Raw genomic sequence first — 13,302 nt, 5'->3', positions numbered from 1 at the left:
CGCTTGTTCAACGTAGTAGGCGAGGCCATTGATGGTATCGGTGCAGTTAGCAAAGAGGGCGGTGCCCCTATCCACCGTAAACCACCTCGTTTTGAAGACCTTACCACCGAGAGCGAAGTTTTGTTTACCGGTATCAAGGTTATCGACCTTATCGAGCCTTATGCAAAGGGTGGTAAAATCGGTTTGTTCGGTGGTGCCGGTGTAGGTAAAACCGTTTTGATCCAGGAATTGATCAACAACATCGCGAAAGAGCACGGTGGACTTTCCGTATTTGCCGGTGTTGGAGAGCGAACCCGAGAAGGAAATGACCTTCTTCGTGAATTCCTTGAATCAGGTATCATCAACTATGGTGATGAGTTCAAAGAATCTATGGAAGCGGGAGAGTGGGACCTTTCTAAAGTTGACAAAACGAAATTAAAAGAATCTCAGGCTACTTTGGTATTCGGCCAGATGAATGAGCCTCCGGGTGCACGTGCACGAGTTGCGCTTTCCGGACTAACAGTTGCTGAGTATTTCCGTGATGAAGTATCAAGAGATATCCTGCTCTTTATTGATAACATTTTCCGATTTACCCAGGCCGGTTCTGAGGTATCAGCACTTCTGGGTCGTATGCCTTCTGCGGTAGGTTACCAGCCAACACTTGCTAGTGAAATGGGTGACCTTCAGGAGCGTATTACTTCTACCAAAGACGGATCAATTACATCGGTTCAGGCAGTTTATGTACCTGCCGATGATTTGACTGACCCTGCTCCGGCAACAACCTTTACTCACCTTGATGCAACAACGGTACTTTCCCGTGCATTGACACAGATCGGTATCTATCCTGCGGTAGATCCATTGGATTCATCATCAACTATCCTTGATCCTAAAGTAGTAGGGCAAGAGCATTATGATGTAGCTAACCGGGTGACCCGTCTGCTTCAGAACTACAAAGATCTTCAGGATATCATCGCAATCTTAGGTATGGATGAACTTTCTGATGAAGATAAGCTGGTAGTAAGCCGCGCACGTCGTGTTCAGCGTTTCCTTTCTCAGAACTTCCACGTGGCCGAGCAGTTTACCGGTCAGCCGGGTGTGTATGTGAAAGTGGATGAAACAATCCGCGGTTTCAAGATGATCCTTAATGGTGAATTAGATCACCTTCCTGAAAATGCTTTCTACATGGTAGGCAGCATTGACGAAGCAATCGAGAAAGGTGAGAAACTGCTTGCCAAAGCTGAAAAAGAAGAAGCTGCTTAATCAATTTATAAAACCTGATCATGAGCACATTTAATGCACAGATACTTACTCCTAACGGCTCTCTATTTGAGGGAGAAGTGAGTGGGGTAAAGTTACCCGGAACGCAGGGCAGCTTTGAGGTAAAAGCGAATCACGCACCTATAGTTTCAACATTGGAAAAAGGTACTGTTTTGGTACGTAAATCCGATGGTGATGCTACCTATGCAATTTCAGGCGGTTTTGTTGAAGTGAATAACAATAAACTCACATTGTTGGCTGAATCAGTAGAAGAAGCCTGATGTAATTTTTTATTTTTAGTATTAAAAAAGCCGATGGAAACATCGGCTTTTTTTGTTTCTTTAGGTGACATAGCAATATTGCCATCAATTTGACTTATCAAATGCTTTTAAGAAATTGTGCTTTCATACTTTTCGTCATCCTTCCATTTTTGGTTTTTGCTCAGCAGCAACCGGATGTTGATTTCGCTTTTAATATTGCTGAACCTGAATATGAAAAGGGGGAAGGCCCGGTATTATGTATTGATTCCGCGCATAATAATTTCCATACTTTGGACGGTGGTTTTGCACCTTTTGCACGCGTGTTGCAGCATGATGGGTATGTAGTCAAAGACTTTAATTATCCTTTTACTGAAACAGATCAACTTAAAACGTGCAATGTCTTTGTGATTGTAAACCCGCTTCATGAGAGTAACATTGGAAACTGGGTGCTTCCCAACCCATCGGCCTTCTCAAAAGAAGAAATTCTAAGTTTAAACCAATGGGTAAAAGAGGGTGGGGCTCTGTTCCTGATCGCTGATCATATGCCATTTGCGGGAGCTGCTTCGGAGCTGGGATTATCCTTTGGTTTTAGATTCAGGAATGGCTTTGCAACGCTTGAAAAGGATCAGGATCAACCAGATCTGTTTACTTTAGAAAATGGACGGCTTCTTAAAAGTCCTGTTTCAGGTAATGAGATAACTTCAGTAACAACATTCACCGGTTCCGCTTTTACCTATCCGGAAGAAGCTATTCCTGTTTTGGTATTTAAGAAGGGGGATTTTAGCCTGGAACCAGAGAGGGCATGGCAGTTTGATGAAAGCACAAAGACTGTTGGACTTGGAAATCATACTCATGGAGCGATTATGGAGTATGGATCAGGAAAATTAGCAGTATTCGGAGAAGCCGCTATGTTTACGGCTCAAACAATTCAAACTCCTCAAGGAGAAGTATTTAAAATAGGCCTCAACAATACTCAGCTTGCTCCTCAAAACCTGCAATTTCTGCTAACTCTGATGCATTGGCTGGATTGATCCTGGTATAACTTACCAGCCAATTCTGCCTTTATTTGCGTCCTTAAGCATTTCATTTCGTGTTTTATCAGGATCTTCAGGCATGACGAAACCGGGTGGCGGTTCAAACGCATCATATTTCCAGTAGGCATCAGGATCGGAAGTTACATTATTAATAAAAGTGCCCACAATAGGTAACGCTGTTCTAGCACCCTGCCCAATGCTTATGCTGCTCGGAATATCTTGGTTGAACCGAACGCGGTTATCTTGCCCTCCCACCCAGGCACCCATTACAATGTGAGGCATCATTCCAATGAACCAGTTATCAGCAGCATTATTCGTAGTTCCTGTTTTACCGGCCACATCCTGCTGAACACCATAAGTATTTCTCAACCTAACGCCGGTTCCAAAGAAATCTTCACCGCCCCTTATTACTCCGCGCAGCATATCAGTCATAATATAGGCCGTTTCAGGACTGATAACTTCTGAAGTATACTCAGGATGGAATTCTTGTAAGATATTACCTTCCTTATCTTCAATTCGGGTAATTGCGATCGGCTCGATATGAACCCCGGCATTTACAAAAGTGGTGTAAGCACTGGTGAGTTCTATTAAAGATACATTTGCGGTACCCAATGCAATAGAAGGAAAGGCTTTGGTATTGCTCATATCTATCCCGAGGTTTGAAGCCATTTGCTTAATTTTACGGGCAGCAGGATCTAATTCCCAAAGGCGATTAGTTCCGGGGGCACCGGCTATTTCAGGTAACAAACGAACAGTTACATTATTCAAACTGCGCGCCAGTGCTTCCCTTAAAGATACTTTAACAGGGCCCTCAGGTACCGTTGCATCTTTTGGGTTCCATATTTTACCCTCACGACTGTAAAAAGTGATAGGAAATTTTGAAAACTTATGATAGGGTTTGTATCCATTATCTATGGCTACGGCATACACAAAAGGCTTAAAGGTAGAACCGGCTTGTCGGCGGGATTGATATACATGGTCATATTGAACATTTCCATAATCTGTGCCACCAACCCAGGCAAGAACGTTACCGTTGCTGGGTTCTATGGCTACAAAACCTGCTTGTAGTCTGGTATTAGCCCTTTTTACAGAATCTATAAAAGCAGAATCAGCAAAGAGAGAATCAAAAACGACCTTTTCAAGCTTGGTGTCATATTTCGCAAATCCATTTTTGTATCGATCTGTTTCCCTTAAAAATTGACGGAGGTATTGTGGATATTTTTCCCAATAAAGATCCATGTACTCATCGCTGTTTGAAGAAGTCCATTCTTTCTCAAAGATTCCTTGCAGAGAGTCCAGCTTGGTTTTTACAGCATTTTCAGCATGTTTTTGAAGTCTGGAATCGATGGTGGTATAGATAACAAGACCATCTTTATATAGATCGTATCCGTTTTCTTCCAGCCAAGGGGTAACTTGCTGCCGAACATATTCCCCAAAGTACCGGCTTTGTCGACCGGCTTTGGAAGGAGGGTGGTAGTCTAATTCAATAGGTTCAGAAGCAAGAACCTCAAATTCACGATCAGTGAGAAAATTACGTTTATTCATCTGACTCAAAACAATATCACGGCGGGATTTTGAACGCTCAGGAAATAAACGTGGATTGTAGGCATAAATGGCCTGCAGGGAACCTATCATCATAGCTGCTTCCGTAATATTTAAATCCTGGGCTGGCTTACCATAATGAGTTTGAGCCGCTGCTTCGATTCCAAAAGTGGAGTTGGGGAATTCAACGGTGTTAAGATACATTTCCGTAATCTCACGCTTGGTATACCTGCGTTCAAGCTGAATGGCTGTTATCATTTCTCTGAACTTTCTGGTAACTGAAAATTCCTGTCCGATCTTCTTGTAGAGATTTCTTGCAAGTTGTTGACTTATTGTAGAAGCTCCCTGCCATCTGCCATTGATAAGGTGCCAGGGTATAGCAAGTGTAGCGTAGGTATCTATTCCCCAGTGGTTATAAAAACGGTGATCCTCCGTAGCAATCAGGGCATCAACTACATGAGGGGAAATGTCTTCATATCGAACCCAATTACGGTTTTCAATGAAATATTTATCCAATGTAATCCCATCACGACTTCGAACTTCTGAAGCAATGGCTGTCTCCGGATTTTCAAATTCCTCAGCAGAAGGAAGTCCCTGGAAGAGATAAAATATATACCCTGCCACGAACAATAACAGAATACCTGCAATGCTACCGATCCATTTAGAGGCTTTTATAAATCTTGGATCCAAATTATTAAATAAACTAAAACCACTGTTACCGGATTCAGAATTAGCTTTTTCTTTTTTTTCTTGTAGGATTTTTTTTCGGTATTCAGGATCATTGAAATACCGCTTATGATCAATAGGTTCTTTTTGTTCGTCGCTCATAATCTTTACTTATTTCTCGTAAGGTAAGAAATTTTTAGTAGTTGCTTTCCATTTAACGAGGTTCAACCCTTCATTGTTATATAAAGCTACCGTTCTGTGATTAAAAAATGTACCTAAGTTTATATAGCTGCCACGCAAAAAAGTTTCTATTCTCGGTACATGGTCATGGCCGCTTATGATGTAATCCAGGTTATGCTTACCAAATATTTTTTTTGCTTGTCGGTTAAGCGGTTCCGGATTATGATTATTCCTCTTTCTTGTGAGCGAGGAAAAAAGCTTCATGGTGGCAAGGCCCTGCTCAGGCGGTAAAATTTTTTGATAGGTACTTACAAAAGACCTGTTTCGCAATAATTTGTGAAAGGCTGCCCGAGGAAAATCAATTTTAGTTGCTGCAATTCCATCCCCATGCATAAGTAAAAATCGTTTATCTCCAATTTCTTTAAGCCTGAAGTTAGGTTCCATGTCAAAGCCACGTGACTCAAAATGTCCGAAGGTCCAGTTATCATGATTTCCTGTGATGAATAAAGCGGGGGTAACTGCTTTATTATAGTCTTCAAAAGCATCCAAAACATTTTGCCCTAATTTTGGGATAAATCCTTTCTCAGGATATTCCATCCAGTAATCGAACAGATCACCAAGAATATGGAGTTCAATACGATGCTCTTTGCAGTGCTCTATAAGTGCGATCAGGTCTTGCTCGATCTGTGTATTTGTATCTGATGAGAAAGCCCCGAGATGGACATCCGAAATAAAAAGATGCTGTTCAAAATTCATGTCAGCTATTTTTTTCGGGTAATTACAAAATGGATAAGGTCTGCAAAATCTTGTTTGGCAGGGGAGTCAGGTACTGACTTCAAGCTATCAATGGCTTTGTTTGCATAATCGTACATGGTTTGCCTGGCATATTCCATTCCTCCATTTTCGTGAACGAAGTCGACAATCTCATCAACGTTCTTGGAAGTTTTCTTACGCTTTTTCATCAATGCTCTTATATGAGCTGCTTTTCTTTTGGGTGCATGCTCAAATGCTTTGATCAAAGGGAGTGTTACTTTTCTTTCCTGAATATCATTTCGGGTTGGCTTTCCTATGTCATACATGCCATAATCGAAAAGGTCATCACGAATTTGGAATGCAATACCAATGCACATGCCGATCTCTTTCATTAAAGAATGAATTTCCTCATTATCAGTTACCGAAACTGCACCACACTCACAACAGGTTGAGATCAGGCTGGCAGTTTTTTCTGAAATGATCTGGAAATAACGCTCTTCGGTCATATTGAATAACCCGGCTGTTTTAAGCTGCCTGAGCTCTCCTTCGCTCATACTTTGAACCGCCCGTGATTGAACTTCAAGTAATTGGTGTTCTTTGTTTTCAAGCGCAATCAATAATCCTTTAGATAAAAGATAATCTCCCAGAAGCACACCGGCTTTATTCTTCCATATTTTATTAATGCTTACCAAGCCTCTTCTGCTATTTGCTTCATCAACTACATCGTCATGGATTAAAGTAGCAGTGTGCAATAATTCGATCATAGTAGCAGCTATGTAGCTGCGCTGATTGATGTCACCAAATAAATTAGCGGTCATAAAAACCAGGGTAGGACGCAATTCCTTTCCTTTTTGCCTCAAGAGATATTTGATGACCTGGTCCAGCAAAAAGACATCAGAGCGGATAGTATCTTTAAAAAAACTTCGAAATTCAGATAAGTTCTCTGAAACCGGAGCTGTAATTTCTTTTAAAGTCTTTCTGGTAACGCTTTCAGAATTTATCTGTTCTAACTCTTGGTTATCGATCATCAATTGTGTTGAAATTTTCTTAAACTTGGCATCAAATAATTTACTGATAATACAGAACAATTATTTACTCTCAATCACTCACTATCACTGAATTTTATGACCGACGAATTAATTAGTGTTAAAACTGTTGGAGTTTTAACAAGCGGGGGAGATTCTCCCGGTATGAATGCAGCTATCAGAGCTGTAGTAAGGACTTGTTCCCAGGCGGGACTGAAAATATATGGTATAACCCACGGATACTTTGGCTTGATCAATGATGAGATTGACGAAATGGATACTCATTCAGTGTCCAATATTATTCAGCGGGGAGGTACAATGCTTAAAACTGCCCGTTCAGAAGAATTTCGTACCGAAGAGGGAAGGGCAAAGGCTGCAAAGAATTTAAAAAAATATGATATAGATGCGCTGATAACCATAGGAGGTGACGGTACGTTTACAGGAGCAAATAAATTCAGCCAGGAGCATAAGATAAATGTGGTCGGTATCCCTGCCACCATCGACAATGACATCATTGGAACTGATGAAACAATTGGATATGATTCAGCACTTAATACGGCTTTAGAAGCAATAGATAAGATCAGAGATACAGCTGATGCACACGAGCGAATGTTCCTTGTAGAAGTAATGGGCAGAGACACCGGTTTTATAGCCCTGGAAACAGGAATCGCTAGTGGTGCGGAGCTCGCACTCTTACCGGAGGAGTTAACACATGTAGAAGATGTTAAGAGGCAGCTCCATGAAATGCTAAAGTCACAACGGCGAAGCAGCCTGGTGATTGTTGCGGAAGGAGACGAGACAGGAGGGGCTATCAAACTGGCTGAAAACATTAAAGATGATTTTGCACAATATGATACACGAGTTTGTATTTTAGGTCATATTCAGCGAGGCGGTGCGCCATCTGCCAGAGACAGGGTTTTAGCAAGTAGATTAGGAGCAGCGGCCGTAAGAGTATTGCAGGAAGGGCATAGTGGCGTAATGGTTGGCGTTGTAAATAATGCGATAAAGATCACACCAATGCGTGTAGCTGTCTCAAAGAAAAAAGAAATTGACCATACACTGATAGATTTAGCTAAAGTACTTAGGTAGCATATGATTAAATGTAATATTGGGTTAGCACGGAAATTCATCAAAGATGATGCTTATTTCAAAGCTCGCAAAAAAGTAGATGCCGCTTTTGAACAGTTAAAAACAAAAAGCGGTCCCGGTTCGGAGTGGTTAGGCTGGAGAGATATTTTGGCTGGTCCAAATGATGCGGAATTAGAACAAGTTAGTGCTTTGGGAAGCGAAATAAGGAAAAATGCAGACGTATTTATTGTATGCGGAATAGGAGGTTCTTACCTGGGAGCAAAAGCTGTTATTGATGCATTGTCATCTCATTTTGGAAGTAAAGGACCAGAAATAATATATGCAGGGCATCATATCGGGGGGAAATATTTAGAAGAATTACTGCAATATCTAAAAACACCAAAAGATGATGGGTCTTCAAAAAATATCTACTTGAATGTGATCTCTAAATCAGGTTCAACTCTTGAAACTGCATTGGCATTTAGAATGCTCAGAGAACTTTTGGAAGACTTATATGATGAAGATGCATCTGAGCATATAATATGTACTACCGGAAAAGAAGGTGGAGTGCTTAACAAAGTTATTAAAGAAAAAGGATACCGAAAATTCGTTGTCCCTGAAAATGTGGGAGGGCGTTTTTCAGTACTTACTCCTGTGGGTTTACTGCCTATTTCGGTAGCAGGAATAGATATTCGAACGTTGTTCTATGGTGCGGTATCTGCTTATAATAAGTACGATGAAGATGCAGAAGAACTTTTAGAGTATGCGGCTTTGCGAAATGCGATCCATGAATCGGGTAAAACTATTGATGTGTTTGCCACCTTTGAGCCGGAGTTGTCTTCTATGGGAGGTTGGATTCAGCAACTGTTGGGAGAAAGTGAAGGTAAAGAAGGGAAAGGGATATTTCCTGCTGTAGCCACTTTTTCTACAGACCTGCACAGCTTGGGGCAATTTATTCAGCAAGGTAAGCGCAGCTTGATGGAGACATTTATTATCGTAGACAAACCATTTTCAAAACTTGCGGTAAATGAATTGAAAGAAGATGATGATAAGTTAAATTACCTTGCCGGTAAATCATTTCATGAAATTAATACCAAAGCCAGAGAAGGAACAATAGAAGCACACAGTGAAGGCGACGTTCCCATAGTCAAAGTTCAAATGACTGCTCTGAATGCGGAAAGTATTGGTCAGCTTATTTATTTTTTCGAACTTATGACCGGTATATTTGTATACAGTTTAGGTATAAACCCATTTAATCAGCCAGGGGTAGAAGACTATAAGAAAGCCATGTACAGGCTACTTGGTAAATAACTAAATCATCTATGGATCAGGAAAAAAGAGCTTCAAAATATATAGCGGTAGCGGGTAATATTGGTGCCGGAAAATCATCTCTAACGGGATTGTTAGCCAAACACTTTAACTGGGAGGCATTCTACGAATCCGTGGATGATAATCCCTATTTACAGGATTTCTATGAGGATATGCGCCGCTGGAGCTTCAACCTTCAGATATACTTTCTGTCCAGCCGTTTTCGTCATCAAAAAGAAATGCTCAATGATGATGTAAATTTGATTCAGGATCGGACTATTTATGAGGATGTGGAGATCTTTGCGAAGAATCTCCATCAAATGAATTTGATGAGTGATCGTGACTTTGCGAATTATGAAGCACTGTTTAAAGAGATGAGTTATTATTTGCGTCCACCTGATCTTCTTATCTATTTACGTGCACAAGTTCCAACTCTTGTCAGACAAATTCAGCAGCGCGGAAGAGATTATGAAAACACAATCCGTATCGAGTATTTAGAACGCTTAAATAAATTGTATGAGGAGTGGATAGGCGATTATCCCCATGAAAAACTCATTATTGATACCGATGACCTTGATTTTGTAAATGATCAGGAAGACCTGGGGAAGATAATCGACCTTATTGACCAGAGAATCTTTGGTTTATTTAATTGATTGAACCACACATGTATAATGCTTATTTTAGGTAGCTATTGAGGAGATATTCTATGCTAAAGTTTAAGATCTTTGAAATACCTGAAGAACAAAGTGAGAAAACCGTTGAATTGGGCTCAGATGAGCTTGATTTAGGAAATCTTACTTTTAAGGGCGGTTCTGTTCATATCGAATTTTACCGCACACTTCATTTTGTGAGAACTCAGTTTACTGTTGATGCAACTGTAGAATTGATCTGCGATCGTTCGCTGGATGCATTTGACTATGAAGTTCACCAAGATTATGAGGTGCTTTTTAAGGCAGAAGAAGTAGAAGAATCAGCAGATGAAAATGGATCCGTAAGAAATTACGATCATGCATCTAAACAAATAGATTTAGAACAAGATGTACGAGATACCATTTTGTTGAATCTCCCAACAAAAAAATTACATCCCCGCTTTCTTGATGAGGACGGAAATCCGAAGGAAGTACTGAATGAACAATTCGGTGATATTCCTGAAGATGATGAAGACCGCATCGATCCAAGGTGGGAAAAATTGAAAGATTTAAAAGAATAACGATAAGGTATATTTAATGGCACATCCAAAACGACGAACCTCGAATGCGCGTAAAAACAAGCGCCGTGCTCATCATGCAATTTCTGATGTTACGTTAGCAAAATGCTCAAATTGTGGAGAATTGCATCGATATCATCATGCTTGTGCTGAGTGTGGATACTATCGCGGCCGTCAGGTAATGAAAGCAGCTAACTAAACATTTGATATATGATTGTTGCAGTTGATGCAGCCGGTGGAGATTTCTACCCAAAAAATCCAGTTGAAGGAGCACTTCAGGCAATAGAAGAAAACAGTGAGTTAACTGTACTTCTGGTTGGTCCTGAAGACCTCATTAAAAAAGAACTCGCAGATCATTCTTATGATGAGAAGCGGGTTTTGGTTCATGATGCTCCACAAGTAATTGGTATGGAAGAATCTCCGGCCCAAGCTGTAAAAACCAAACAGCAATCATCTATTGTAGTAGGTATTGGCTTGCATAAAGCCGGAAAATGTGATGCTTTTGTAAGTGCGGGTAACACCGGTGCTTTACTTGCAGCATCCATGTTTATTTTAGGTAAACTCAAAGGCGTTTTAAGACCTACCATTGCAGCTTATTACCCAACTATAAAAGGTTTTAGGTTGTTGGTTGATGCCGGAGCAAACCTTGAGATCAAGCCGGAAACTGCTGCCCAGTTTTCTAAAATGGCTGAGATCTATTGCCAGCAAATCCTCAACATCGATACTCCTAAAGTGGGATTGTTGAATGTAGGGGAAGAAGAAGGAAAAGGAACTGATGTTCTCAAAGAGATCTTCAACGACCTGAAAGAAGACGAAAACTTTATCGGTAATGTGGAAGGGAAAGACATCCTTTCCGGAAAGGCCGATGTTTATCTTTGTGACGGCTTGGTTGGCAACATCGTACTAAAGTTTGGTGAATCTATCCCTGAAATACTTCAGAAAATGATAGGCGCAGCAGTTAAGGACATGAACCTCTCGGAGAAAGAAATTCAAAATATTCAAAAAGTGCTCCATACTGCTTTATCACCTTTTAACTATGAAAATGTAGGTGGTATTCCTTTCTTAGGGGTAAATGGCGTGAGTATTGTAGGACACGGCGGAAGCTCTCCTTTAGCCATTAAAAATATGATAAAAAGTGCCGTTCAAACCGTAGAAAATGACGTTAACGGTAAAATTGTAGCATCTCTAAACTGAGCTAAATCTTTTCATGGAAGTAAAAAGAGCTAAAATTACAGCAGTAGGCCATTATTTGCCCGAAGATCGCATGACCAATAAGGATCTCGAGCAGCTTGTAGAAACCAACGATGAATGGATCCGAAGCCGAACAGGAATTGAAGAACGTAGAATCCTCAAAGATCCTGACAAAGCTACGGCTTTCATGGGAACTGAAGCAGCTAAAGAAGTCCTTAAAAATCGAGGAATTTCTGCAGAGGAGATAGATCTTATAATCTTAGCCACGGTAACTCCGGATTACTTTTTCCCAGCTACAGCCTGTTTGGTTCAAAAGAACATTGGTGCTAAAAATGCCTTTGCATTCGATCTTTCAGCTGCCTGTTCTGGGTTTTTGTATGCACTGAGTACAGGAGCAATGTACATTGAATCGGGACGTGCCAGGAAAGTTTTGGTTATTGGAACTGATAAGATGAGTTCGATCTTGGATTATACCGACCGAACCACTTGTATTTTATTTGGGGATGGTGCGGGAGCCGTATTGCTTGAAGAATCAGAAGATGGCACCGGTATCATTGATCAAAAGCATTATGTGGAAGGTGATACGGAATGCAGTTTATATCAACCTGCCGGAGGAAGTTTAAATCCTTCTACAGAAGAAACGGTAAAGAATGGGTTGCACTATTTGCAGCAAGACGGCAAAGCTGTTTTCAAAAAGGCAACAATGGGAATGGCTGATGTTTCACTTGAGATAATGAAGCGAAATGATCTTGATCCTGAGGACGTAGCATGGCTGGTTCCTCATCAGGCAAATATGAGAATCATTAACGCAACAGCCCGCCGAATGGGACTTTCAAATGAGAAAGTCATGATCAATATCAACAAATATGGAAATACAACGGCGGCCACAATTCCTCTTTGCCTGTACGATTGGAAAGATCGTTTGAATCATGGTGATAATATTATATTGGCGGCCTTTGGTGGAGGATTTACCTGGGGAGCCATCTATTTAACATGGGGGTTAAAATAATATGAGTACTGCATATTTATTTCCCGGACAGGGATCACAATTTGTTGGAATGGGAAAGGAGTTGTACGACTCCAACCCGAAAGCGGCTGAATATTTTGATAAAGCCAATGACATTCTCGGCATTGATCTGAAAAAGATCATGTTTGAAGGCCCTGAAGAAAAATTAAAGCAAACAGAATTTACACAACCTGCTATTTTTCTTCACTCCGTTGCCCTTTATAAGACCTTAAATGCTAAACCGAATATGGTTGCCGGGCATAGCCTGGGAGAATTCTCAGCGTTGGTGGCTTGCGGAGCCGTTTCTTTTGAAGACGCTCTAAAAATTGTTCGCCGCAGAGGTGAACTGATGCAACAGGCCGGATCAGAAAATCCCGGAACAATGGCAGCCGTTATAGGTATGGATGATGAAGCCGTTGAGAAAGTTTGTGCTCAGGCCTCAGAAGAAACCGGTAAAGAAGTACTTGCCGCAAATTATAACTGCCCGGGGCAACTTGTTATCTCAGGATATAAAGAAGCCGTTGAAAAAGCAGTTACGTTGGCAAAGGAAAATGGAGCTCGCATGGCAATGTTACTTCCGGTCAGTGGCGCATTTCATTCTTCGCTTATGCAACCCGCATACGATGGGTTAAAAGATCAACTCGAGCAATTGGAGATCAAAAAACCTGATTGCCCGATCTACAGTAATTATACAGCTGAGCCGACCACAGATCCGGAAGAAATCAGATCAAATTTACTGAATCAGTTGCTTAATCCTGTACGCTGGACACAGACTCTAAATAATATGAGTGCAAACGGAGCAGACTCATTTGTAGAAGTAGGTCCT

The 13,302-nt window shown here is 41.0% G+C and carries 14 protein-coding genes; 11 read left to right on the top strand and 3 right to left on the bottom strand.

The features are described 5' to 3' along the window. The 3 genes from atpD to VFM80_RS09460 form a co-directional block, all read left to right on the top strand. Positions 1 to 1,239 (top strand): F0F1 ATP synthase subunit beta (atpD, locus tag VFM80_RS09470; protein ID WP_395071587.1); only part of this gene is annotated, 1,239 nt, incomplete at its 5' end. Between the two features lie 20 nt (positions 1,240 to 1,259). Next, entirely contained in the window at positions 1,260 to 1,517 is a 258-nt protein-coding gene (gene atpC / locus VFM80_RS09465) for an ATP synthase F1 subunit epsilon (RefSeq protein ID WP_395071586.1), read from the top strand. A 101-nt stretch (positions 1,518 to 1,618) separates the two neighbouring features. Continuing rightward, a complete protein-coding gene (locus VFM80_RS09460; protein ID WP_395071585.1) occupies positions 1,619 to 2,527 on the top strand; it encodes a DUF4350 domain-containing protein in 909 nt (302 codons plus the stop codon). Positions 2,528 to 2,539: 12 nt separating this feature from the next. Here the strand turns inward: VFM80_RS09460 and VFM80_RS09455 are convergent, their stop codons facing one another. Genes VFM80_RS09455 through VFM80_RS09445 form a run of 3 tightly spaced genes read right to left on the bottom strand, consistent with a single transcriptional unit; the run spans position 2,540 to position 6,699 of the window. Then, on the bottom strand, positions 2,540 to 4,900 hold the full coding sequence (locus VFM80_RS09455) for a penicillin-binding protein 1A (protein WP_395071584.1): 2,361 nt from the start codon (positions 4,898 to 4,900) through the stop codon (positions 2,540 to 2,542). A 9-nt stretch (positions 4,901 to 4,909) separates the two neighbouring features. Then, the gene (locus VFM80_RS09450) at positions 4,910 to 5,674 is read right to left on the bottom strand and encodes a UDP-2,3-diacylglucosamine diphosphatase (RefSeq protein ID WP_395071583.1); all 765 of its coding nucleotides are present in this window, start codon (positions 5,672 to 5,674) and stop codon (positions 4,910 to 4,912) included. A gap of 5 nt (positions 5,675 to 5,679) precedes the next feature. Beyond that, the gene (locus tag VFM80_RS09445) at positions 5,680 to 6,699 is read right to left on the bottom strand and encodes a polyprenyl synthetase family protein (protein WP_395071582.1); all 1,020 of its coding nucleotides are present in this window, start codon (positions 6,697 to 6,699) and stop codon (positions 5,680 to 5,682) included. Positions 6,700 to 6,795: 96 nt separating this feature from the next. On the opposite strand from VFM80_RS09445, the gene pfkA reads away from it, so the two are divergent. The 8 genes from pfkA to fabD form a co-directional block, all read left to right on the top strand. Then, positions 6,796 to 7,785: a 6-phosphofructokinase gene (gene pfkA / locus VFM80_RS09440; RefSeq protein ID WP_395071581.1), complete on the top strand. Its 990-nt coding sequence runs from the start codon at positions 6,796 to 6,798 to the stop codon at positions 7,783 to 7,785. A gap of 3 nt (positions 7,786 to 7,788) precedes the next feature. Beyond that, positions 7,789 to 9,075, top strand: a complete 1,287-nt coding sequence (locus tag VFM80_RS09435) for a glucose-6-phosphate isomerase (RefSeq protein ID WP_395071580.1) — start codon at positions 7,789 to 7,791, stop codon at positions 9,073 to 9,075. A gap of 11 nt (positions 9,076 to 9,086) precedes the next feature. Then, positions 9,087 to 9,725 carry a deoxynucleoside kinase gene (locus VFM80_RS09430; protein WP_395071579.1) on the top strand — a complete coding sequence of 213 codons (639 nt, stop codon included), beginning with the start codon at positions 9,087 to 9,089 and terminating at the stop codon, positions 9,723 to 9,725. 53 nt (positions 9,726 to 9,778) lie between these two features. Beyond that, complete coding sequence (locus VFM80_RS09425) at positions 9,779 to 10,282, top strand: YceD family protein (RefSeq protein WP_395071578.1); 504 nt, start codon at positions 9,779 to 9,781, stop codon at positions 10,280 to 10,282. A gap of 16 nt (positions 10,283 to 10,298) precedes the next feature. Next, complete coding sequence (gene rpmF / locus VFM80_RS09420) at positions 10,299 to 10,478, top strand: 50S ribosomal protein L32 (protein WP_395071577.1); 180 nt, start codon at positions 10,299 to 10,301, stop codon at positions 10,476 to 10,478. Between the two features lie 11 nt (positions 10,479 to 10,489). Beyond that, the gene (plsX, locus tag VFM80_RS09415; protein ID WP_395071576.1) at positions 10,490 to 11,473 is read left to right on the top strand and encodes a phosphate acyltransferase PlsX; all 984 of its coding nucleotides are present in this window, start codon (positions 10,490 to 10,492) and stop codon (positions 11,471 to 11,473) included. A 13-nt stretch (positions 11,474 to 11,486) separates the two neighbouring features. Continuing rightward, complete coding sequence (locus VFM80_RS09410) at positions 11,487 to 12,479, top strand: beta-ketoacyl-ACP synthase III (protein WP_395071575.1); 993 nt, start codon at positions 11,487 to 11,489, stop codon at positions 12,477 to 12,479. 1 nt (position 12,480) lies between these two features. Further along, positions 12,481 to 13,302 (top strand): ACP S-malonyltransferase (gene fabD, locus VFM80_RS09405; RefSeq protein ID WP_395071574.1); only part of this gene is annotated, 822 nt, incomplete at its 3' end.

It is taken from the genome of Gracilimonas sp. (assembly GCF_035704785.1).
GTDB lineage: Bacteria > Bacteroidota > Rhodothermia > Balneolales > Balneolaceae > Gracilimonas.
This window is presented reverse-complemented; position numbering and strand designations above follow the sequence as displayed.